This is a genomic window from Paenibacillus hebaui, from assembly GCF_051934385.1.
Lineage (GTDB): Bacteria > Bacillota > Bacilli > Paenibacillales > Paenibacillaceae > Paenibacillus.
Genome location: NZ_CP196836.1, coordinates 4,029,870 through 4,051,388 on the forward strand (window position 1 = coordinate 4,029,870; position 21,519 = coordinate 4,051,388).

The 21,519-nt window shown below is 43.4% G+C and carries 20 protein-coding genes and 2 pseudogenes; 8 read left to right on the top strand and 14 right to left on the bottom strand.

Features of this window, described 5'->3' with window-relative positions; translation table 11 throughout:
* Window positions 1-114: 114 nt before the first annotated feature.
* Complete coding sequence (locus ACR32F_RS17770) at window positions 115-627, top strand: DUF3231 family protein (RefSeq protein ID WP_440109235.1); 513 nt, start codon at window positions 115-117, stop codon at window positions 625-627.
* A 108-nt stretch (window positions 628-735) separates the two neighbouring features.
* Here the strand turns inward: ACR32F_RS17770 and ACR32F_RS17775 are convergent, their stop codons facing one another.
* Genes ACR32F_RS17775 through ACR32F_RS17785 form a run of 3 tightly spaced genes read right to left on the bottom strand, consistent with a single transcriptional unit; the run spans window position 736 to window position 4,713 of the window.
* Window positions 736-1,860 (bottom strand): GerAB/ArcD/ProY family transporter, encoded by a 1,125-nt coding sequence (locus ACR32F_RS17775; protein WP_440109237.1) that lies wholly within the window; start codon window positions 1,858-1,860, stop codon window positions 736-738.
* Between the two features lie 21 nt (window positions 1,861-1,881).
* Window positions 1,882-3,099 (bottom strand): Ger(x)C family spore germination protein, encoded by a 1,218-nt coding sequence (locus tag ACR32F_RS17780; RefSeq protein WP_440109239.1) that lies wholly within the window; start codon window positions 3,097-3,099, stop codon window positions 1,882-1,884.
* Window positions 3,100-3,111: 12 nt separating this feature from the next.
* Window positions 3,112-4,713 carry a spore germination protein gene (locus tag ACR32F_RS17785; RefSeq protein WP_440109241.1) on the bottom strand — a complete coding sequence of 534 codons (1,602 nt, stop codon included), beginning with the start codon at window positions 4,711-4,713 and terminating at the stop codon, window positions 3,112-3,114.
* 143 nt (window positions 4,714-4,856) lie between these two features.
* Here ACR32F_RS17785 and ACR32F_RS17790 point away from each other — a divergent pair, with 143 nt between their 5' ends.
* The gene (locus tag ACR32F_RS17790) at window positions 4,857-5,489 is read left to right on the top strand and encodes a LysE family transporter (protein ID WP_440119932.1); all 633 of its coding nucleotides are present in this window, start codon (window positions 4,857-4,859) and stop codon (window positions 5,487-5,489) included.
* Here the strand turns inward: ACR32F_RS17790 and ACR32F_RS17795 are convergent.
* Entirely contained in the window at window positions 5,482-6,924 is a 1,443-nt protein-coding gene (locus tag ACR32F_RS17795; protein WP_440109243.1) for an amino acid permease, read from the bottom strand. The genes ACR32F_RS17790 and ACR32F_RS17795 overlap by 8 nt on opposite strands.
* A gap of 281 nt (window positions 6,925-7,205) precedes the next feature.
* Here ACR32F_RS17795 and ACR32F_RS17800 point away from each other — a divergent pair, with 281 nt between their 5' ends.
* Complete coding sequence (locus ACR32F_RS17800; protein WP_440119934.1) at window positions 7,206-7,487, top strand: hypothetical protein; 282 nt, start codon at window positions 7,206-7,208, stop codon at window positions 7,485-7,487.
* 144 nt (window positions 7,488-7,631) lie between these two features.
* Here ACR32F_RS17800 and ACR32F_RS17805 read toward each other — a convergent pair whose 3' ends face one another.
* Entirely contained in the window at window positions 7,632-8,486 is an 855-nt protein-coding gene (locus ACR32F_RS17805) for a manganese catalase family protein (RefSeq protein WP_440109245.1), read from the bottom strand.
* Between the two features lie 194 nt (window positions 8,487-8,680).
* Between ACR32F_RS17805 and ACR32F_RS17810 the strand changes: the two genes are divergently transcribed.
* Both ACR32F_RS17810 and ACR32F_RS17815 read left to right on the top strand, forming a co-directional pair.
* Window positions 8,681-9,430 carry a YqcI/YcgG family protein gene (locus ACR32F_RS17810; RefSeq protein WP_440109247.1) on the top strand — a complete coding sequence of 250 codons (750 nt, stop codon included), beginning with the start codon at window positions 8,681-8,683 and terminating at the stop codon, window positions 9,428-9,430.
* 218 nt (window positions 9,431-9,648) lie between these two features.
* Complete coding sequence (locus ACR32F_RS17815) at window positions 9,649-10,293, top strand: LysE family translocator (RefSeq protein ID WP_440109249.1); 645 nt, start codon at window positions 9,649-9,651, stop codon at window positions 10,291-10,293.
* 330 nt (window positions 10,294-10,623) lie between these two features.
* Here the strand turns inward: ACR32F_RS17815 and ACR32F_RS17820 are convergent, their stop codons facing one another.
* From ACR32F_RS17820 to ACR32F_RS17835, 4 genes and pseudogenes are all read right to left on the bottom strand, one after another.
* Window positions 10,624-10,899: a barstar family protein gene (locus tag ACR32F_RS17820; RefSeq protein ID WP_440109251.1), complete on the bottom strand. Its 276-nt coding sequence runs from the start codon at window positions 10,897-10,899 to the stop codon at window positions 10,624-10,626.
* 30 nt (window positions 10,900-10,929) lie between these two features.
* On the bottom strand, window positions 10,930-11,346 hold the full coding sequence (gene psiE / locus ACR32F_RS17825; RefSeq protein WP_440109253.1) for a phosphate-starvation-inducible protein PsiE: 417 nt from the start codon (window positions 11,344-11,346) through the stop codon (window positions 10,930-10,932).
* Between the two features lie 61 nt (window positions 11,347-11,407).
* A pseudogene (locus ACR32F_RS17830) lies at window positions 11,408-12,696 on the bottom strand (histidine kinase dimerization/phospho-acceptor domain-containing protein).
* Between the two features lie 4 nt (window positions 12,697-12,700).
* A pseudogene (locus ACR32F_RS17835) lies at window positions 12,701-13,395 on the bottom strand (response regulator transcription factor).
* 325 nt (window positions 13,396-13,720) lie between these two features.
* Here ACR32F_RS17835 and ACR32F_RS17840 point away from each other — a divergent pair.
* Window positions 13,721-14,947 carry a DUF418 domain-containing protein gene (locus ACR32F_RS17840; RefSeq protein WP_440109255.1) on the top strand — a complete coding sequence of 409 codons (1,227 nt, stop codon included), beginning with the start codon at window positions 13,721-13,723 and terminating at the stop codon, window positions 14,945-14,947.
* A gap of 312 nt (window positions 14,948-15,259) precedes the next feature.
* Here the strand turns inward: ACR32F_RS17840 and ACR32F_RS17845 are convergent, their stop codons facing one another.
* Window positions 15,260-16,153: an aldo/keto reductase gene (locus tag ACR32F_RS17845; RefSeq protein ID WP_440109257.1), complete on the bottom strand. Its 894-nt coding sequence runs from the start codon at window positions 16,151-16,153 to the stop codon at window positions 15,260-15,262.
* Window positions 16,154-16,350: 197 nt separating this feature from the next.
* Window positions 16,351-16,839, bottom strand: coding sequence for a GNAT family N-acetyltransferase (locus ACR32F_RS17850; RefSeq protein WP_440109259.1), 489 nt, complete (start codon window positions 16,837-16,839; stop codon window positions 16,351-16,353).
* Between the two features lie 230 nt (window positions 16,840-17,069).
* Between ACR32F_RS17850 and xerS the strand changes: the two genes are divergently transcribed.
* Entirely contained in the window at window positions 17,070-18,176 is a 1,107-nt protein-coding gene (gene xerS, locus ACR32F_RS17855) for a tyrosine recombinase XerS (RefSeq protein ID WP_440109261.1), read from the top strand.
* A 209-nt stretch (window positions 18,177-18,385) separates the two neighbouring features.
* Here xerS and mobB read toward each other — a convergent pair whose 3' ends face one another.
* Window positions 18,386-18,910, bottom strand: coding sequence for a molybdopterin-guanine dinucleotide biosynthesis protein B (gene mobB / locus ACR32F_RS17860; protein WP_440109263.1), 525 nt, complete (start codon window positions 18,908-18,910; stop codon window positions 18,386-18,388).
* 7 nt (window positions 18,911-18,917) lie between these two features.
* Window positions 18,918-20,186, bottom strand: coding sequence for a molybdopterin molybdotransferase MoeA (locus ACR32F_RS17865; protein WP_440119936.1), 1,269 nt, complete (start codon window positions 20,184-20,186; stop codon window positions 18,918-18,920).
* A gap of 175 nt (window positions 20,187-20,361) precedes the next feature.
* On the opposite strand from ACR32F_RS17865, the gene ACR32F_RS17870 reads away from it, so the two are divergent.
* Window positions 20,362-20,652 carry an HNH endonuclease gene (locus ACR32F_RS17870; protein WP_440109265.1) on the top strand — a complete coding sequence of 97 codons (291 nt, stop codon included), beginning with the start codon at window positions 20,362-20,364 and terminating at the stop codon, window positions 20,650-20,652.
* A 118-nt stretch (window positions 20,653-20,770) separates the two neighbouring features.
* Here the strand turns inward: ACR32F_RS17870 and ACR32F_RS17875 are convergent, their stop codons facing one another.
* Window positions 20,771-21,517 (bottom strand): DUF4247 domain-containing protein, encoded by a 747-nt coding sequence (locus tag ACR32F_RS17875; protein WP_440109267.1) that lies wholly within the window; start codon window positions 21,515-21,517, stop codon window positions 20,771-20,773.
* Window positions 21,518-21,519 lie beyond the last annotated feature (2 nt).

A 21,519-nucleotide genomic window follows, 5' to 3' on the forward strand; every position in this document is an offset into this window, starting at 1 on the left:
TTATGATGTTATTTAATTTAGAAAAGTTATCTAAATCCTATTCCTTCCGCATAAACCACCCAGCAGTAGGAGAGCATAAGTTTGTAAAAATGAACTTCTGGGAGGGAAATAAACATGGGTATTTTAGGTGGTAACCCCAAAAACGAACCGATGCATTATGGTGAAATCTTTAGTGTGTGGCAAACTTCCACGATAGCCAAAGGTGCAGTGTCCTGCTATCAAGCCTATTTGAACCATGCAGGTGATAAAGATTTGAAGAAAATCCTGAAAGCCTTGCTGGAGCAAGCCAAACTCGAAATTAAAGAATGTGATACGTTATTGACCGAAAATGGTATAGCCCCTGCGCCAACGCTTCCGGAAAGACCGGTTGTAGCTTTGGAAGATATTCCGGCTGGCGCGAGATTCACTGATCCTGAAATTGCTGCAAAAATCGCTGCTGATACATCTCTGGGGCTGGTTTCTGCGAGCCAAACGATCGGGCAATCAATCAGAGAAGATATTGGTGTACTTTTTGCCAAATATCATGTGACCAAGTTAGCATTGGGTGTCCGAATTCTTCAAATGAACAAAGAAAAAGGATGGCTCATCCCCCCACCGCTTCAAATCAAAAGACCAGATTCAGAATAAATTTCCTCTGGCGACGCTCTAACCACATTTTGAAGTAATTTGATGAGACAAAAAAGGAGAATCGACAACAATTCTCCTTTTTTTGTATTTTTCTGTTTAGATACGGCATCAACTTTTTTCTTCGCTGATTTTTTTTTCGTTTCTTGTATTCCTTCTTTTTTTCAGGAGGATAACTATAAATAATAATGCAGGAAGAAAGATCTGAAACACAGGTGAAGTATAATTCAACGTAAACACTCGCCCGACCTCAATATGTTCCGTAAATGTCGTTGATAAGAAAGACAACCCGTATAGAACGAGTCCCGCGGGTAACACCCATTTCCTATAGTTCGCTCCAGTAACTCTCTCCAGCCCAATCACGACTCCATGAAAAAATGCAGCCATTTTAATGCCTAACCCCAGGAAGAGAAGCAAAGTGAACATAGCATCCATACGCTCAAGCACCTCGGTCATATCAATCAATTGAACCGTCTCCAACAGTGGAAGGGTACTATATGCAGCAATCTGAGGACCCAGGACAAAAATGATAAGTTGATTAATAAATGTTAATGCGAGCGCAGTTATAATATAGGTGATGACTACCACTTTATTTAGGTTCCTGTTTTTACGGGCATATGGATAAAAAACCAAAAACAAGACAACTTGTCCAAATGGAAAGGAGACTATTTCCGGGAATGCAGCTTTGATTACGGGTTTCAAGCCATTCTCTAACACAGGCAAAGCCAGTTCTGAGTGAAATAGACCTGTAGCCGGTATCAAAATGATGATAAACATATATCCCAGCATCATGACCGGGAACAGGATCATGCACGTGAGAAACAGTACACGATATCCATACCGTACCGTGTTGGAAACCACTATAATCGTGATCGAACTGATGATCCACATTGACGTTCTATTCAGCAAAGTCAATTCAGTGACCTCACTTATGTCACGTAAATTTCGTGAAGCTTCATAAGCAAAATAACCTATAAATGAAAGGTTCACGAATGTGCCCAGTATTTTACCCATATAGCGACGACATAACAGGAACAAGTCCAATTCGGGTTCCTGATGATGAATAGCCAGATGAAGAAATAATAACACAAGACCACCAGCAGCCCCTGCAAGCATGGCTAACCAAGCATCCTGTTTGGCCTCTCCCCCAATCAGAAACAAGGTGGTACTTCCAACTTCAAATAGGGAAAGACAAACAGCCACTTCGGATACGCGAAGTCCTCTAGCTAATCTCATGATTTACACATCTCCTTGCTGTTAGTCTTTCCCTTCATCTTTAGAACGAAGCAACTTGCTGAAAGAGTCTTGAAGCAAACCTACTCGTTTCAGAGTTACGTCCACTTTGATGTTTATATCCATCTTTGCCAATTCAGTGCGCCAGTTGTCTTTCAATGTCTTCCAGTCTTTTGGATGCCTTTGATGTATTGTATTTGCGATCCCCAGCATATCGACATGGAGCCGCTGGTTTCCTTTCCATCCATCCATGATCTGTTCCCTGATGATTTGTTCAGCCTGTCGCTGCAACTCATGAATAGTATGTGTGCTCATAATATCTTCTCCAGATGTGCTCTCATCGAGCTCCGCGTCAACTCTGGCATCCACCTGGACGGCGTAATGATGACTCTTTTTCACAGGTGCGACCTTGATTTTTGCTTTCCTCACAAGAAAAGAGTTAGCCTCTCCTTTTTCACCTAAGTAGGTCAAGTTAGAGCTGTTCACCCTGTTCGTCAGCCAAGAAATCCCCATACTTTCGTGTTGATTCAGTATTCCGATTTGTTTGTCTTTATAGAATACACTTAATCCTTCAAGACTCAATTTACTGGGTGACGATATCTCTTTAAAAATGTCAATTGAATTCAATCGATCCGCGTTGTGTCCTCTGACCTTAAGAGTCGGAATTCCCGCAGAAGCACTATCAGAAGTGATCTTCAGACCAACTTCATGAAGATTCATGACAGGATAAAATGACCCCTTCTCGTTGTTCCGTGCCAAAATGTCGGATAGTGCCCGACCTGGCTGTTTTTCTGGAGGAACCAATTTCTTAAGATATTCTCTTGCTTCACCGCCTGCAATGATAATCTTGGCAGATTCCCGAGCACCAATATTACGGTAATAGTGATCCAGGATCTCTGCGATCCCATACTTTGCAGCTTCTTCGCCGATCAGAACAACATTGGTATGAGCAAAATATAACCTTTTGGGATTCTCCACACTGCTTTTGGCAATGGCTTCCCGTATGGTTTTCCCCTCTGACGAGAACGTGTTTACGGGGGCTTGAGAACCACCAGACGAAGATCCATTTTGGCTGCTAACAGGCGGCACAATAATCTGATAGGTAATAATCCACTTTCCGTTTTGCCTGTCAAATCCTGTTGCCGTACTGATCCCCAGATCATTTAATTCTGTCCAATTTCCACATCCAGTAGTGGCTAGACCAAACACAAATAACATTAGAATGGACTTCCATCGAATCATCGATATCACTCCCTATTCGTTCTCAGCTTCGTTAATACTGTCTACCACATTATTCGATCCTGTCGGATATTGGTGAGGTGCTTGTCTTATTTTAGAATTGGACTTCTCATCGGGTCTCGTCTTCATTGCCCACCACGGCACTCTCAGCCATAGATCCTTCATATTAGACTTGAAAAATGGACTGTACGGCATTAAGTAATCAACACCAAATGACTTCAGCGAAACCAAGTGTGCAAGCAAAGGTACTGCTCCAGCCAGTATTCCAAATAAACCAAGCGTACCTGCCAGTAACATAAACGGAAAACGCAGTAGCCTCACTGCTGTTGCCATACTAAAATAAGGAATGGCAAAGTTCGCGATCGCTGTAAAAGACACCACGATGACCATCGCTCCTGAGACCAATCCTGCTTCTACCGCGGCCTGTCCAATAACCAATGCGCCAACAATTGAGATGGCGGGTCCAATCGCCCGCGGCATTCGAACACCAGCTTCACGTATGACCTCAAACGTAATTTCCATAAGTAATGCTTCAACCAAAGCTGGAAAAGGAACCCCTTCCCGTTGTGCAGCTAAGGTAACCAATAACGTGGTCGGTATCATCTCTTGCTGGAATGTGGTTAATGCTATGAAAGTCGAAGGTAACAACAAAGATACCCCGAAGCAGATTAATCGGATCGTTCTCAGAAAAGTTGAGATATCATAGCGCTGGTAATAATCCTCGGGTGTTTGAAAGAAATTAAAAAAAGTAACGGGAGCAATCAGGACAAATGGAGTCCCGTCAACCAGAATGGCCACTTGCCCATCCAATAGACTGCCTGCAACAGTATCGGGGCGCTCTGTATTGATCATGGTTGGGAAGGGAGTAAGGGGTGCGTCCTGAATAAATTCTTCTATGTAACCACTCTCAAGTATGCTGTCTGTGTTGATAGAATTTAGACGCTTAGTGACTTCTTCAATCACTTGCGGCTTGGCAATACCTTGGATATAAGCCAACGCAACTGCTGTTTGCGTATGCTCTCCAATGTTGTGCATTTGAAACTTCAGGTCAGGTGTCCGTATTTTTCGTCGAACCAAAGTGATGTTGGTGTTTAATTCTTCTGTGAATCCTTCCTTCGGGCCTCTAACGACCGTTTGGGACGTCGGCTCCTCCACAGATCTTCTGACTCCCCCGGCGATCGGTACCGCTAAGACGTTTCTTACACCATCAATAAGAATTACGATGTTACCCGTTAACAGAGCTTCATAGATTCGTTCTGTCGAATCTATATTTCGGATATTTCCGGAGGGTAATATTCTTTTTACTAATACATCTGCTGGCTGTTCTTCGATTGGTGAAGTCGAGTTAACCCATTGAATGACATTATCCATCAGATCAACTAACAGGACCGAATCAGTCAGACCTTCCATGTAACAAACGGCTAAAGAGTTACCTCCTGCCTTAGAAGCAGGAAAATCACGAACCACAAAATCAGGACTATGCTCAAATGCCTCTAAAATGGTATTGAGTTTATTTCGTAGTGATGTATCCAGGTTATCCGAATGCTGAGTACGCTTTTTGGGGATTTCTTCTTTTTTTTGAGATGTAAATACATTCTTAATCCAACGCATCAGCATAGAATCACCTCCTTTATTTTCCGCTTAATATGGGTCAGTTGTGCCGAAAGTATGCATCTCCAATGACTTAAAAGAAATAAACATGTCCTATATTGGATATCAGAAGAATATGCTTTTATAGTATGCGAAAGGAGGACCATTTCATTTATATCATGCTAGGGTATGTTTTTCTCGGGCTGACACTCTCAGCACCCATTGGACCCATCAATGCCGCACAATTGGACAAGGGTGTCCGAGGAGGGTTTATGCCGGCTTGGTTTGTTGGACTGGGAGCCATCGCAGCAGATATCATTTACATGTTGCTCGTATATTTTGGCATCGTGCATTTGCTTGAACTCCCTTTTGTAAAGGTATTCTTGTGGATGTTTGGTTGTTTTGTACTCGTGTATACCGGTGTGGAAAGTATCAAAAATGCAGGAACGCTTGCTCCCTCTCAGATGAGAGGAGATCATTCACAACTCTCCAAGTCATTCATTCAGGGATTCCTGATGTCTCTGTTTAATCCTCTCTCCATCATGTTCTGGCTTGGTATATATGGCTCTGTTCTGGCCAAAGCTGTAAATGATTCTCCTATGGATCAATTATTGATTTATAGTGGAGCTATCATTTTTGGCGTGCTTTTGTGGGACTTGTTCATGGCAACAGCGGTAAGTTTTTTTCGCAAATATCTCACTTCTCCTGTACTCAAGGGCATAGCTCTAATTTCCGGGTTATCCTTAGTCGGTTTTGGATGTTACTTTGGGTTTCAAGCCATACAATTTCTTTTTTTCATTTAAGTCTGCTTTTTTTGCGCAGCCGAATACCTGTGATGTGATATCCTGATGGTTCATCGGCCCCTTGTTCATCTTCCTCCTCTTCTTCCGACTTGCTGTTAGTAGTTTTGGTCGAGTTTTTCTTGCGAATTCGTTGCACAATAAAGTCACTGATGCCAATCAGGGAAACAAGTAGCAAGCTTATATAGAATCCGGGTCTGCTGAGTGCATGAAAGAGAGTCCCTGTTACCGCAGTAGCGATTAGGAACAATCCGATCCAGCGTTTGACCGTATCGAACTTGCCTGATTTTAAAAGTCGACCAGACGACAGCAAAATAAACGACCAGTTATACAACAACATCAGTCCGGCTGCAGTCGTAATGTATTCATATACTTTTCCAGGGAGTAATAGCGACATGATTATGGTGCCAATCAACCCGCAGCCAATAAGGCTGAGTGCAAATAAGGGATACTTCTCCTTCCATTTCTTGGAGAACAACGGTGGAGCATCTCCCTCTTTTGCCAGTGTAATGATCATGGAGGTAACCGCATAGAGAGAAGCTGTCATCGTTGAAAAGCCCGCCACAATTAACACCCCATTGAACACATGTGGAACGAATGCCAGATGATCACTGCTGAGCGCAAGAACAAACGGACTCTCTTTGGGATTGAATGCATTCAAAGGAACCATGGTTAATGCCAGTCCAATGGATACTACATATACAGCTGATAGCCCGATAAGCATGACCTTTCCTGCCTTGGGTGCTTCCTCCGGTTTTTGAAGCCGGTATGACATGATTCCAAGCACTTCAATACCTCCATAGGCATAGAACGCAAATAGAAACGCAGACCACAAGCCAATTCCACCCTTTGGAAAAATCGCTGCCATATCCAACGGTACTTTATGTTCGTACTTGGTTCCCCCAATCCATCCTGCTAGAAGCGCAATGGCAAGGACCAAGAACATGATGATGGCTGCAATCTTAATGATTGCCAATACATTTTCAACTCGGTCAAATCCTTTATTGCCGAAGAACACAATGCAAAGACCCACGATCCCAAATCCGGCAGCAAAGATCCAGAGTGGTACAGACGGGAACCAGAATCGTGAGAAAATGGACAACGCCGTTAACTGACTCCCCATGATCAGCAACTCGGAGAACCAATAGAACCATCCACTGGCAAAGCCTGCCCAGCTTCCAAAAGCCTTCTTTGCATAAGAACGGAATGATCCTTCCTCCGGATGATCTGCTGTCATTCTCGCGAGCGCATCAAAAACTACATATGTACCCAAAGCCGCCAAGATATAGCCCAGCAACACAGCAGGACCACCAATCGAGATTGCAAGGCTGGAACCCAAAAAGTATCCCGTGCCAATCGTTCCTGCCACACCCAGCAGACTTAGTTGCCACCATTTTAGTTTCTTTTCTTCTGTAGAGTTAGTTGATGCTTTACTCATGTTGTCATTCCTTTTCTGTATCAATTTTACGTTTCTTATGGTAGCCTTCCCAATTTACAGGGAAACATGTTCGTAAAAAGATTTTGTGAAGCTTGAACGTATAGGATAATAAAAGAAATAGATTTCAGAAAAAGCAGGTTTGAATATTTCTCAGAACCTCTTTACATACTACACAGGTAAATCAAAACATATAGGAGGTTTTCACACGTGAATCAATTCTCACAGACGCAGCAAATACACAATTGGCTCAACAACTTACCCAACAAACACAACAGGCTTCGATGCAATACCAACAACTACTGAGACAAGAACAAAGCAACGCTCAACAACTGGAGCAATTGGCACAACGCGAGCAACAAGCAGCTCACATTATTCAAACAGCTCTGCAGGGACATCAAACTGCGATCCAACAATTGCAACAAATCTCTAGCCTTGCACAGCAACTTGCCAATACCTCTTCACAGCACGTGTCTTACCTGGAGCAGCCCTATAATAACCCTAACATTACAACAAATGGTCAATCTTCTTTTGGTACGTATTCAAACCAACATCGCCCGCAATAACATAGTCATGCAACAACTCATGGAGGAACTCATCATTGGGTTCCTTTTTCGTATCTATATCAAAAAAAGAGACCACAAGTGTCTCTTTTTTGTCTCACCTTCAGCTTCAAATCGCTCCTATTCTATGCGTTGCCGGTTCATATTTTAAGCATTGAGATCATATATCCCTGGGCTATGTTCATTCGGAAGTTCGGGCATATAAGGCAGTGGATGTCCTTGCGGCGGGTCAACTACTTGCAGTTCGCCACCATTACGACTTGGCGTTTGACCACTAAAAATCTCAGCGATGCGCGTATTGTCCAAGCGGAAATTAAACTGAGCATTATGGAAGCCCATATCCACATATTTTCGGCATTCCGGATACTTGTTGATATCATAATTCGGTATCGGGAATATTTTCCCCCAATTAACGCCCAGGCTCTCCAGCGCTTTAGCGAATGCATTTTGGTGAGCATTATCGCGAACAATCAGGAACGCTAACGTTTCCCGGAACGCCTTGTTGGTACTCATCTCATATATTCGTGACTTTTGCAACACACCCGTAGATTCCAACACAATATTATCAAGCAAATTGCTTATCAGATTCCCGTGGTCGTATACATAATTCCCAAGCCACGGATTACCGGCAGCATCTACCGGCAATGAGCTTTGGGCCCCCATGATGTAATGATGCGGGTTGGCATGTTTAATCGCTTCATCCAGTGGAGCACCATCCACCCCTGCATCTCCAGCTCCTTCCGCTCCCGCACCGGTTAATAACTGATTAATGGTGTGCTGTACAAGTTCAATATGACTTAATTCCTCAAGAAATACCCCACGAATCAGATCTCTATACTGCGTAGCATTACCCCGAAAATTGCTGCTTTGGAAGAAAAATTGCATCATGGTCCGCATTTCACCGAATTGACCACCGAGGGTCTCTTGCAATACTTTTGCAGCAGCGGGATCAGGCTTGTCCGGTACGATCATATTAATCAGGTCTTCACGATAGAAAAACATGGTTGTCCTCCATTCTGGATTAACTTACAATTCTATTTTTCTACGAGGTTCCTAATATTATGTAATCGTACGGTTAACAATCTTTGGGTGGTCATCATTTGTATGATGGATATCTGCTTCTGTTTTTAAAAGAAATATGGACTGTCACCAATTTGCGCTTAGGTTATATCCTATAGGTAAAAGGAGGACTGTTCATGTCGTTGTTATTCACCGCTTCTGAAATGGAGAATGAAGAGGCACCTCTGGAAGCCTGGAAGAGGGATGCCTACCGTTTGTTTGCTTCCAAAATGAGTGACCGAGAAGCCCGGTTTCCCTGTATTCCGGCCACACAGGCCTTTGCCTTGGGTCACCTCCGATATGGTTTTGTATCACCGCCTGGAAGCGAATCGGCAAGCCGTATTCTGTCCAACATCATTACGGAATATGGCCAATCTTCGCGTTCCTTCGGGCAATATTCATCATTGGTGATCTTTTTTGAAAAGGAGCAAGAGATCAGAGATGTCATAGGCTATGAAACACTATTCTGGGATTTGTTAAGTCAGATCAGGAGTCTGGACGATAAACCTTGGCCGCAAGATATTCCGGAAGATCCGGAGCAATCCATGTGGGAGTTCTGTTTTAGCGATGAACGTTATTTCGTCTATTGCGGTACTCCTGCGCATACATCACGTCAGAGTCGGAGCTTCCCTTATTTCATGCTCGCAATGACGCCACGGTGGGTATTGGACATATGGAATGCACACCCGCAGAAAGCAGAGGCCATTGCTCCGAAAATTCGTGAACGATTGGCCGCCTACGATACAGTACCAGCTCATCCTGAGTTAAAACAGTACGGAGCACAAGGAAATCTGGAATATAAACAGTACTTTTTGCGAGATGATGATACGGCTCCCTCCAAGTGTCCTTTCCTCCGCTCACTGCAGCTGGAAAAAGGAAAAGAATAGAACAAGCCTGATTCTAAAAGTGCTCTCCTCCGAATAAGCTGTATACCAGCCGTAACAGGAGGAGAGCACTGGACTCATTGGTTGCGATACATAAATCTGTACAAGCATCTGGATCACCCCTCAGAATTCACCAGACCTCTGGACTATCAAAATGCATTTTTTCAGATGAGACAAGCTTCTATCGCTACACATCCATTCCCGAATGAAAGGAAATGACTATGGAGATCTATATCAAATTCGTTCTGATTGGTCTGGCAATCGCCATGCCTGTTGGAGCAATCACCGTAGAGATGACCAAGCAGGGATTAAGAAACGGATTCATTCACGGTTGGGCAGTCGGGCTGGGAGGTATGACGGTCGATGCCGGTTTAATTCTTGCCATGTACTTTGGATTTGCTTCCTTCTTGTCCCTGCCTTACGTCCAGATTCCACTATGGCTTGCAGGTGCAGCATTTCTGGCGTTTTTGGGTTACGATTCTATCCGGAACTCAGATCTGAATATTGCGGTGTCCGATGGAAAAAATGGAAAGACGAACAAATCGTTTTGCCGAACATACCGAAATGGCTTATTGGTGGCGATCTCCCCTGGCAATCTTATTTTTTGGATATCCGTTTTTGGTGCTGTATTGTCAGACTCTTATCAATCCTCGGGAAAGCTGAGCTTTGTGGTGTCAGCGATCGGCGTGTTATGCGGCATTCTCCTTCATGATCTGGGCCTGCTCTCGATCGTCTCCGTGACACGAAAAGTGATGAGCCAGAAAATGATCCAGGTTGTCTCTGCATTGGCGGGTGTGCTTTTGCTCGGCTTTTCCTTTTACTTTTTGTATAAATTCGTGCTGGCGGTGTGGCAGTATATGTATTAAACGTCCTTTGTCCATCTCAACCAAGCTCCCCCTCTCTCTTCGAGGAGCAGCTTGGTTTTATTTCTGTTTTCTTTTTTTGTTTTTCGCTTGTTTACCGCATTTCTGGAAAAAAAGGTTGAAGTGGATTTGCTTATATGGCAGTTCGTTGATACGATGTGGGTGCTGGATAGAGTGTTGGTGGAATAAAGAAACGAAGGAGCGCTATACTTATCTATTGTGAATTTTTCATATGTTGAAATTTTACATTGTTGGTTCTACTCTACTGAGGAACAATGAAAAAGGGATGAAGCTCTGTAATTCGTCGCTTCATCCCATCGATGTTTCCGTTTATCATTTTAGAATTAACGTAAAAAGTTCCTCAAGTTGTTCATCGACCTCATATAATACATTCATTAATTGGTCGGCATATGCTCCAAGCGCATATCTGCTCTCGTTGAAATTCACCCATTCAAGTGTGATTGGCATGACTGTATGCCACATTATACCTTCTCGCAGTGCATCCAGGTCCTTGAAGTGAGAGGAATCCAGACCCGTTTCCTTCTGAAGAATACACTGCATTTCCTCAACACTTGTAATTTCTTTGCCGCGTATCATAATTTTATTCATCCTATAGAACTCCTGCTGTAAAAATGTAGTTTATTGTTCTGGATGTGCTTTGCGTTTATTGGCGATAAATAGAGCACAGATCATAACCAGGATCGCCATCGCCCACCAGAACGTTGAAACAGCTTCATCATGATCGACGATAATCAAACGAATTATCGCGGTGATGCCAATATATATAAAGTAACGCAGCGGAAAATGAAAGTTTGAATTGAAATATTTAATAATTAACGCAATGAACTCAAAGTATAAAAAGAATACGAGTAATTCCGCTATCATTTCGTAATAGCTATCGACTTTATTGAAAAATGATTTGTACACAAATTGCACAATGTACCACGTCTCACTAATAAGAAGTGCACTTAGTGCTATGGCCAAACAGAACAGGCAGATGTTGAGAAGGGTTTGTAACAGATGAGGGACTTTGTTAAATTTCTCGAATAGCTTCATTATTTTAGCTCCTGTTGTGATATATTCTTGGTGAGTGTTGATATATAATACAGTCAGTTCCTTACACCTTGGTGTTCCGGAATTTTAGAACCGTGTAGTATCTCGACTTTTCTTGAGTGCTGTAAAATTCCCCTTGCATCCGGGACATCATTTTAGCAATGATTCTTTCGCCAAAGCCGGTGCTTTCCGGAGATGAATCCGTATTTTTTATAGTATTGCAGACATGAATTTCAAATATCTCTTGATCGGAGATAAACGAAATACTGATTTCATCTTGCGGTTCTGCGTATTTCAATAAATTAGACAGAATATTATCAAATACTCTTCCCAGTTCCTCCATATTTACTTGAATATAGGTCTCGGGTAACTCGCCTGTGATATGAACATGGAATTGTTCTTGACGGAGTATAGCAATCTGATCCGATACCAAATCATAGATTGCTTCTTTCACAGCAACGTTCTCCAAATCTGCCTCATGTTCCTTATCCAGAAGGAAATATGCAAACAGATTATCAGACAGGCTTTTTAACTGGATAGCTTTCCCATACGCATTGGTTACATAATGATCTTTCTTGGTATGCAGTTCGCTTCGTTCTTTTTTGCAAATTCCAGATACATGATTAAGGATGTGAGCGGCGTGCGCATATCATGAGACATTTCGGTAACCAGGCTGCGGCTTTCGGTCTGCAATCCTTCAATAGCCTCCAGCTTGTCCAGAAAAGCTTTACGAAGTTCCTCAACGCTCTCTGCGATCATAGCCAGTTCATCATGTCCTCGAATGGTCATCTCATATTCCAATTCCCCACCCTCAAGAATATGAATTTCTTCATGAATTGTTCTTAGATAGGCAAGACTCCGCCGAATGCCAAGGAGAACGATCAACAAAAAAATCATTGTTGCCCCAAGAAGCTCAAACGTGAAGGCAAGATCGTAATATCGTGAAGAAAAGAAACCATCAATAATGACTCTTCCTTCCCCATCGCTAAACTTGACCGGAAAGGAATGTTTTTGAGCGTATCGGGTCTCCTTCTCCACTCCATATCCAGATTCATCTTCACGCAAATAGTTTGAATCGTATTGCAGCAATTGGTCTTTGAATATGGTGAGCATCACATAATTTTCTTTTCTGACCCAATCTGCAAATGCTCGTCGATCAGTAACAGAGAGTTGATTCGCTGAAACATAATGACTAAATTTTTGAATATATCTGGCAGACTCTTGTTGATAATACGCCTCCGAATTAAGATATTCGTCGATCAGTTCATTCGTGATCTTTTGTAACGTCAGAAATACTACACCACTTACCGTAGCAGCGAGTATGATAAGCAATCCCAGTTTTTGGGTAAGCATGAATCTACGACGCGCCAAAATGGTATCCTCTTCCCCATTCAGTCTGTATATAAGCCGGACGTGCCGGGTCATCCTCAATTTTGGAGCGCAGTTTGCGAATATGCACCATAACGGTATTGTTAGAATTGTAAAAATAAGGCTGGCTCCAAACACTTTCATATATATTTTGGGCCGAGAATATTTTGTTGTGCTTACTCATCAGCAGCTTCAAGATGCGATACTCCAAATCGGATAGCTTCATTTGCCGACCCTCTTTCCAAACGTCGTTAAATTGCTCATTTACTCTAAGCTTGCCCCAACCAGAAAAATTTCTCCGTGTTCCTTTTTTTCCTTATAAATTTTGTACCTTCGCAGTTGAGCAATGACTCTGGCGTGAAGTTCATCTTCCGAAAAAGGCTTCGTCATATAATCATCACCGCCGGCGAGCAGTCCTTCTGTTTTGTCGAATGTACTGGATCTAGCAGTCAGGAACAAAATAGGAACGTTAGAATACTGCCTGATATGCTGGCAAGTTTCAATCCCTGACATGCCAGGCATCATAATATCAAGAATGACTAAATCCAAGGACTCATCTACAAGTTGCAATGCCCGCTGCCCATCCTTGGCTCTTAATACCTCATATTCTGCGCGAATTAGAGATTCCTCAAGCAAGTCACCAATATCCTGATCATCTTCTACCACTAAAATACGATGGGTCATATTCCTTTCACCTCATGATTCTTGATTCTTGATGTTAATGATTAGTGGCGAGTAATAATCCATTATGCCCCACTCATTTCTCGTATGCCCTTACTATATATCGTCCATAAGTAGCACCTACGTTATAAAGATAAGACTTAAATCTTAACAGTTTATGAAAGCAGTTGAACGACACACTTTTGTCACATCATTTAAGAAAATGATTGCCCTTCATAAACCGTTAAGATTCGTTCATTATATTTATCCATTATAAGGATCAAGTTTATGCATGTTTTTCCGATCCGTACCCTATGTTAGCAATTATAAGTTGAAAAGGAGCATTGATATGAGTCTACAAAAAGAAGGACACGGACAACCCATGAGTCTGAATGAACGGGTTCATTTTCTGGACATTGTTCGTGGATTCGCCATGTTAGGTATTATCATTGTCAATTATTTTCTGATCGCGGATTCCGTAAAGGGATTCGAAATGTCCTCGGATGATGTGGTGCACAATCTCGTTTCCTGGTTTGCTGAAGGCAAATTCGTTACGTTATTCTCATTCTTGTTTGGTGTCGGATTCATCATTTTTATGGATCGAGCCGCGCAGCGAGTTGAGAGTCCAAACAAGCTGTTTGCACGCAGGTTATCCATCTTGCTAGGTTTTGGCGTTCTGCACATCACATTGGTTTGGGTCGGCGACATATTAGCCTTTTACGCCGTAATCGGCTTCCTGTTGCTCGCATTCTACAATCGCTCGCCAAAAACGATGCTGCGCTGGATCATCGTACTCATCGTGGTTCAATTCCTGTCTCCGGTCTTCATGATGCTGTACAATACCATAAATACTGCAGCATCAGAACCGAATTTCGCGGATTTTGCTCTCTCAAGCCATAATAGTGGACTTACCTATGTGGAATCCATCACAGCTCGCTGGGCAGATATGGGAACAATGGTAGCCAGCTCTTTCTCCACCGTCTATTCCATGTTTCTGATGTTTCTGCTCGGCATGTACTTTGTTAAGATGGAGTTATTCAAAAATATGGAATCAAAAAAACAGGTGTGGAAGAAAATTTGGTTTATTAGCACAATCGCTTTTCTGATTACACAGAGCAGTATGATGCTCGGCATGCTGATTCCTTTTCAGAATTTGATGTGGATGGAAATTTCCTCTGCCCTCGGACAAAATGGCGGATTAACCGGCAGTATGTTCTATTTGAGTACCCTTGCCATGTTGTTCCTGTATGTTCCCAAGCTGCGCAGCGCCTTGATGATCTTCACCAAAGTGGGCCGCATGTCGCTAACCTGTTATCTTCTGCACTCCATCATCGGAACTATTCTGCTCCTCGGATATGGATTCGGACTTGCTGATCACATTCAGTCAGCCGGCACGTTCATGATCAGCCTGGCCGTGTACCTTGTCCTCGTCATTTTCAGTACCTTGTGGTTGAAACGCTTTAAGTACGGCCCGATGGAATGGATATGGCGTAAGCTGACTTATGGCAAAACCAATGATCGTCCCACAGCGGTTCCTTTGAATAAGGAAAATCACTCCAGAAATAAAGCCTTGTAAACGAAACGCATAGACAAGACAAGCCCCCTAAGGGGCTTGTTGTTTGTGGTATGTACTGGGTTATTCGAAAATGGCACGCTTCTCCCATGAGAGTATAAGTAAACGGTTGAAAGAGGCCTTTGCGGAGAACCACCATTGGGACGCGATTCTGCGCCTTTTCTATTCTGAATTTTTCATATGTTGAAAATAAATAGTATTAATTACCTCGCTGCTAGATGGCAATCATGAAAACATAAAAAAGGCCAGCCATGAATGAATTGGCTAACCTTAGAAGAAAAAAACTGCCTTAACGGCAGTTTTTGAGTCCAAATGTCAGGTCCGGCCAGTCCAGTCCGCTCTAGCAATTTCCTTCCATCGTGCTCTGATCTCATCGTACAGTTCCTGTGGAAGCGCGCCTTTAGCCACAAGGTCGGCATTCTGTTGCCAACGATTTGGCTTAGCTGTTCCTACAATAGCCGTATCTACACCTGCTGTACTTAGCGTAAACCGAAGTGCTGTTTCTACCGCTGCCTGGGCATCTTCGCCCAGAAAACCATAGTTAAGCTCATTTAAGCGTTTCCAATATACATGTGGATAGGCTTCTTCCGAAAGCGTCTCATACGTCCAGGCCGCATTGGCTATTGGTCTTTTGGCGATTACACCCATATTTCTCTTTCTCGCTTCAGGTAAGGTCAGTTCAATCGCTTCCTGATCTGCGACATTTAATGAAGTCTCCAGACTGTCAAATACCCCGATCTGAATGGCATACAGCGCATCTGTCGTATCCCCACTGTAACCGATAAATCTGGTTTTCCCTGCCTGTTTGGCACGCTGAAGCACTTCAATAACGGCCCCTTGCCTCAGCACTTCTTCAGAACAACTGTGCAAGTGAATGACATCCACATAGTCTGTTTTCAACCGTTTCAGACTACGATCAATGGTCTGTTCCAGTACCTTGGCATTCCAATCCGGACCTTCAATCCCGGCAGCATGTCCACATTTGGTGAACAAATAGTAATCATCACGTCGGTGTGACAGCACCTCACCGATTAATTCCTCACTGTCACCGTAACATTCCGCCGTATCAATCACATTCAGACCTGCATCCAGCGCGCTGCCCAGCAAATTGTCCACATCGGACCTTGATACATCTTTGCCGATCTCTGCTCCGCCGAATCCAAGTGTACTTACTTTCATGCCTGTATTACCGTAATTGCGTAGTTCCATCGTTATCTTCCTCCAAATTCTTATATTGGTATAGATCAATAGAATTACAAATTACTTCCCGTATGTTATTACCCTCTTCCAGGCGGTTCCACCCACTTTTGCTGTCTCCTCAATTTCTTTCATTGTTCGGGGATACAAGTACAACATCACTGCCCGATTGGGCCAGGCCGATTATGTAAATTGAATCCGATATCGGATCAGGTTACAAAATACTGACTGGGATTGCCTAGCTCCGGGTGGAACTTTTCCCGAAAACGCCCTCCGGTGTATTCCCCTATAATTTTCCGCCAGAATGCCTGTGCAATCACATTATTGCGAACCTGGGTCACTTTCCATCTGCCCGGAAAACGTTGGAACAATTCATAAGCCGCCCGGGTCCCTACACCGCTGCGCCTATATTTTTGCATGACAAAAAACTCGGTTAAATAGTAATCATTGTCCTTGCTTCCCGGTTCCAGCTTCTCCACGAGAGCGAAACCTGCTGGTGCACCATCGCTTGTAATCAAAAAAGGAAACTTGCGCCCTTTTTCTATCCAGAATGCATCCAGACCGGGATATTCAGGGAAAATGCCATCACTGTTCACATCAATATTCAGATATTTGGTAAAATCATAGAGATAAAATTGCATTAAATGCCGAATCACCTGACTGCGTTCGTGGGGAACCAGTTCAATCTGCATATTCATCCGGTCCGCCTCCTCTACTGTGCGTATATTCATTACTTTAAAGCTTTGCGTGCAGAAGGGCAAGGATACCCCAAGACCTTTGCGATCTGTTTATTACCGTTCATTGTTATGAATAAAGAGGCTCAAAGCATGTAAATTATGGTACACTAAAATATAGTTTGCAACGCATAGCATGCTAGATTATCGAATATTTTTTTTTAAAAAGCTCTTAAAAATCAAAAAGATTTTACATGGAGGTGCCGAACTTGACCAATGTGCAAAAAGAAATTGACCGACGCAAGCTGGATGAAAAATTGCCTTCCATGCCTTGGTTCGTTCAGCAATTCATTGACTATAAGCTACCCGATTTATCGCCATCTACCTTGCTTGAATATTTAAGGGATTATGATGCCTTTTTTGGTTGGTTGCGCGCAGAAGGCTTATCCCAAGCAAGCTCCAATAAGGAAGTTAAGCTGATTGAACTGGAAGTCCTTCGTATGGACTCAGTGACGGCCTATCGATTGTTTCTGACCACCAAACGTGAAGGAGCCAATTCCAGAATCACGGTTTCCCGTAAGCTTTCTTCCTTACGCTCGCTCTTTCATTACCTGAGTCAGATTGCCGAAGATGAGGAGTTCTATCCTCTACTGAAACGAAATATTATGGCGAAGATTGAGATCAAACGTACGCATAAACCGAAGGATACAGCAGCAAAATTGAAAGGCAAGCTTCTGGAAGAAGAAGAACTGCTGGAATTTGTCGGATATATCCTGGAGGGCTACGCCGTCGATATGGAGAAGAACAAGCAGGCGCTGTACTCCCATGAACTAAACAAAGAACGGGATGCCTGCATTGCCAGTCTCATTCTGAACTCGGGTTTGCGGGTATCGGAAGTGGTGAACCTGAACGTGGATGATCTGGATCTGAACAATAAACTGCTATATGTATATCGTAAGGGTAATAATGACGAGACCTTTAAGACCCCTGTTTATTTCAGAGAGCAAGCCAAAGATGAGCTTGCAACTTATATGAATCTGCGGCAGACACGTTATCGCACCCCCAAACGGGAAAAGGGTCTGTTCATCGCTCTGCGTAATGGTGATTCCGAGGGTAGCCGGATGACCAAACGTGCCATACAGGCCATGATTATGAAATACGCCAAGTGCTTTGGCAAACCGTATCTCACTGTGCATAAACTGCGCCATTCCTTCGCAACTGACTATTACTTACAAAATGATATTTATAAAACGAAGGAACAGCTTGGACACGCTTCTACGGAAACTACCGAGATTTATGCTCACCTCACAGATAAAACGATGTCTGAAGCGATTGAACGCCGTACAGATGAGGGAATGTAGACCTTATTTCATACTTAGCTGGCACGAATTTCATAAAAGCATATAACAAGAAGAGATCTTTATCCCATTATTAGCTTAGATAAAGATCTCTTTTTTTGTTTATTCTAGATATGATTTAAGTCGTCTATAGTTCCATTTCAGATCAATTTATCAATCGGTTTACATAATATATATTACGTATTCGTAATGCAATCACTCTTTCCGACCTACTACTCAAGTGATATTAACCATCTTCCTATATCTTCCGTCTCATGGACAGAATGCCAGCTGATACTCTCTCTTTTTTCTGTTAAATTGTTTATTTCAAGCGGCAGCCATGAAACAATACCAAGTACGCCCTGTAATTCTTCCACCAGAGTTAGGTCTCCCTCTTCACGAATCATGACTATTTTGGGATAAGCAGCTTGTTTGTACCCCTCAATGAGAATCCAATCATAACCTGATAGATAATTCAGCATTTCCGCCAGACTCGTCGCTTGTCGCTTTATGATTGCGGTACGTTTCTCCGACATGACAACAACCGCATCCGCCCCTGCCTGAGCAAAGCGATGGGAATCCGTTCCTTCACGATCCATCTCAAAATGATCATGACCATCATGTTTAATTACAGCTACTCTACGTCCAATTGAGGAAAGATAACGGGTTAGTGCAACGACCAAAGTACTTTTTCCTGTATTTTTGTAGCCCACAATTTGCATTACATGTGGTTTATCACCATCACTTATTTTCACCATATGAGTTCTACCTTACCTGACCTGTGGGAAGTTTTAGTATCCGAACCGGTTCTCCAGCAGGAATACCCTTTTTCTCCGGCGGTACGATAATCAGGCAATCGCTATCCTTGATCGTAATCATGACACTGGATTCATCTACACGCGAAGCGGCAGGCTTTGCATACACCATCCCGTTACGGATCTCTGTACGTCCACGTACAAATCGTGTGAAATTATTGACCTTCGAATACTCTTCATCCAAAATCGCTGTCCATTCTTCCAGATATGGATGAGCATCGGCTTGCATGGAACGAATCGTCGGGCGAACAAACAAGCCAAATCCGACAAAACAAGCTCCCGGATTACCGGAAAGTGCAAAGAGCAACTTATCACTGACCACTGCTGCCGTGGTTACACTACCAGGACGCATGGTCACCTTATTAAACAGCATCTCCATATTGCCTTCCCGAACAAGATCACCCATAATGTCATAATCTCCGACCGATACCCCACCTGTGGTTACCACAATATCATTATGCTCAACTGCCTCACCTAGCTTCGCACGTGCGGTATCTACATCATCTGCAATCGAACCATACATGACTGGCTCACCCCCCGCTTCGACTACAAGAGAACGTAGCATGTAACTATTGCTGTTCCGAATGCGCCCTGGCTGCAGCGGCTCGTCCACTTCCAGTAATTCTGTACCTGTTGCAAAAATGGCAACCTTGGGACGTTTATATACAGGCACTTCGGCTACCCCGAATGTTGCAAGCACCGACTGCTCACCAGCCTGAATAATGGTTCCTTTCTCAATCAACTGTTGTCCCTCTTGAACCTCCAATCCAATCGGTGTGATGTTGGCATCCGGCTGAATATGCCGCTTGAGTGCAATCCATTGTTCCCCATTCTCTTCTTTGCTCTCCGTCATCTCCATCATCACCACAGCGTCTGCACCTTCCGGTACCTGAGCCCCTGTCATGATCCGTGCAGTTGTGCCAGATGTTATCGTATGATCCGATGTATACCCGCATGGAATTTCATCTATGATACGCAACCAAATTTGCTGATCACTTGATGCTTCGATCGTGTCTGAACTTAGTATAGCGAAGCCATCCATCCCCGAACGACGGAAGAAAGGATACGGATGTGGGGCATGAATGGTTTCGGACAGTGTTCGTCCATGCGCGGCTTCAAGTGATACCTTTTCTATCATACCTAAGGTGACATGAGCCGCAACTTTCGCTTGAGCATCCGGTACCTGTATAGCAGTGCGGTTAAACTTGGCAGTTGTCATATCCGTAGAATGTGAGTTCAATTTCAATAGTGTTCATACCTCCTTGAGCATTTGATTGTATGTTAAAAAGTGTAGCCGGAAAGCTGTTTGGTGACAAGTGCCAACAAACATGCTATTGAACATGAAAGCTAGATGGATGGACCATACTATATTCGAGAAAAGGAGCTGACGATCTATGAACCAGCGATGCGAATTATGTGGAAGGGAACCTGTCGACACAACCATCCATCACCTGACGCCCAAAGAAATGGGTGGAGCTTTTATGCCTACTGCCGATTTATGTATACCTTGTCACAAACAAATTCACTCGCTTTATACCAATCGCGATCTTATAACACTCGGTTTGACTGAGCTTACAGCTTTGAGACACGACGAGCGCATAGCACCTTATATTCACTGGATTCGCAAACAACCGACCACAACTATTCCGCGTGTACGCAAATCCCATCGTGTCCGTAAATCATAAAATAACAAAAAGAACAGCATCCAAGGTAATATGACTGTGGCAGAGCTCGCTCCACCTTACCTTTTCACTGTTCTTTAGTTGAACTATTCGATTGGCAGCCAAGCTTCTGATATGCTTATTATCTTCGCCTCTTAATCCGGCCGCCGCCCACTCTTGTTTTCGGCTTTTTGTAGGATTTCTTTGGTGAATCAAACAACCCGCCCAGGCCACCACTGCTTTTATTGCGATCAATGGTTCCCTTGCTCTGATCTTTGTTGCGGTTAAATATTCCCCCACCTGAGCCTACGCTCGAATCTTTATCACTTCCACGCCGTGTAATCGAACCTTTTCGATCAACGGTAATCGGCGGAGCCACTTTTTTGTCTTTACTTGTTGGTGTCCGATAAGTACCCTCTCTTGGCTTGTACGTGTCCTTGTTTGTATAACCTCGATACTTTCCGGACCCTCTACCACCAAAAGAATCAAATAAGTTACCGATTAACGTTGCGGTCAAGTACCCTTGCAAAAAGGATGAATCATAATTCTGGCGAACATATTCCTTGGAATCCACCTCAACTAGTGTGTCTTCCGCTTTGTTGGGGTCCTGTTGCAAATGATAATACTGGTCTTGATATACCAGGAACATCCGCTCTGTATTTTCCGCTGAGATCTGATCCGGTTTGCGCTGATCAGACAGTTCCTGAGCTACCTCAGGTACCGTCTGATCAGCAGCTCGGTACACGTAGGATGTCATATTACCACTGCCGCTAACCGATTCAAGCGGGTAGGTGTCCTGAACGGAAGGTGCTCCGCACGCGGACAACAGGGACATCACAAGGCTGAGGACCAGCATTAATTTTAATCCATGTGCCAAGCACTTTTTCATTG

Bases quoted from the DNA above. Each gene is read 5' to 3' on its own strand.
- ACR32F_RS17815 (WP_440109249.1), top strand. From the start codon at position 9,649: ATGGAGATCTATATCAAATTCGTTCTGATTGGTCTGGCAATCGCCATG.
- ACR32F_RS17850 (WP_440109259.1), bottom strand. From the start codon at position 16,839: ATGAATATGCAGATTGAACTGGTTCCCCACGAACGCAGTCAGGTGATT.
- ACR32F_RS17780 (WP_440109239.1), bottom strand. From the start codon at position 3,099: ATGATTCGATGGAAGTCCATTCTAATGTTATTTGTGTTTGGTCTAGCC.
- ACR32F_RS17840 (WP_440109255.1), top strand. From the start codon at position 13,721: ATGAGTCTACAAAAAGAAGGACACGGACAACCCATGAGTCTGAATGAA.
- ACR32F_RS17805 (WP_440109245.1), bottom strand. From the start codon at position 8,486: ATGTTTTTCTATCGTGAAGACCTGATTAATATGATCGTACCGGACAAG.
- ACR32F_RS17770 (WP_440109235.1), top strand. From the start codon at position 115: ATGGGTATTTTAGGTGGTAACCCCAAAAACGAACCGATGCATTATGGT.
- ACR32F_RS17800 (WP_440119934.1), top strand. From the start codon at position 7,206: ATGCAATACCAACAACTACTGAGACAAGAACAAAGCAACGCTCAACAA.
- psiE (WP_440109253.1), bottom strand. From the start codon at position 11,346: ATGAAGCTATTCGAGAAATTTAACAAAGTCCCTCATCTGTTACAAACC.
- mobB (WP_440109263.1), bottom strand. From the start codon at position 18,910: ATGGTGAAAATAAGTGATGGTGATAAACCACATGTAATGCAAATTGTG.
- ACR32F_RS17810 (WP_440109247.1), top strand. From the start codon at position 8,681: ATGTCGTTGTTATTCACCGCTTCTGAAATGGAGAATGAAGAGGCACCT.
- ACR32F_RS17865 (WP_440119936.1), bottom strand. From the start codon at position 20,186: ATGACAACTGCCAAGTTTAACCGCACTGCTATACAGGTACCGGATGCT.
- ACR32F_RS17775 (WP_440109237.1), bottom strand. From the start codon at position 1,860: ATGAGATTAGCTAGAGGACTTCGCGTATCCGAAGTGGCTGTTTGTCTT.
- ACR32F_RS17820 (WP_440109251.1), bottom strand. From the start codon at position 10,899: ATGAATAAAATTATGATACGCGGCAAAGAAATTACAAGTGTTGAGGAA.
- ACR32F_RS17785 (WP_440109241.1), bottom strand. From the start codon at position 4,713: ATGCTGATGCGTTGGATTAAGAATGTATTTACATCTCAAAAAAAAGAA.
- xerS (WP_440109261.1), top strand. From the start codon at position 17,070: ATGGAGGTGCCGAACTTGACCAATGTGCAAAAAGAAATTGACCGACGC.
- ACR32F_RS17870 (WP_440109265.1), top strand. From the start codon at position 20,362: ATGAACCAGCGATGCGAATTATGTGGAAGGGAACCTGTCGACACAACC.
- ACR32F_RS17795 (WP_440109243.1), bottom strand. From the start codon at position 6,924: ATGAGTAAAGCATCAACTAACTCTACAGAAGAAAAGAAACTAAAATGG.
- ACR32F_RS17875 (WP_440109267.1), bottom strand. From the start codon at position 21,517: ATGAAAAAGTGCTTGGCACATGGATTAAAATTAATGCTGGTCCTCAGC.
- ACR32F_RS17845 (WP_440109257.1), bottom strand. From the start codon at position 16,153: ATGGAACTACGCAATTACGGTAATACAGGCATGAAAGTAAGTACACTT.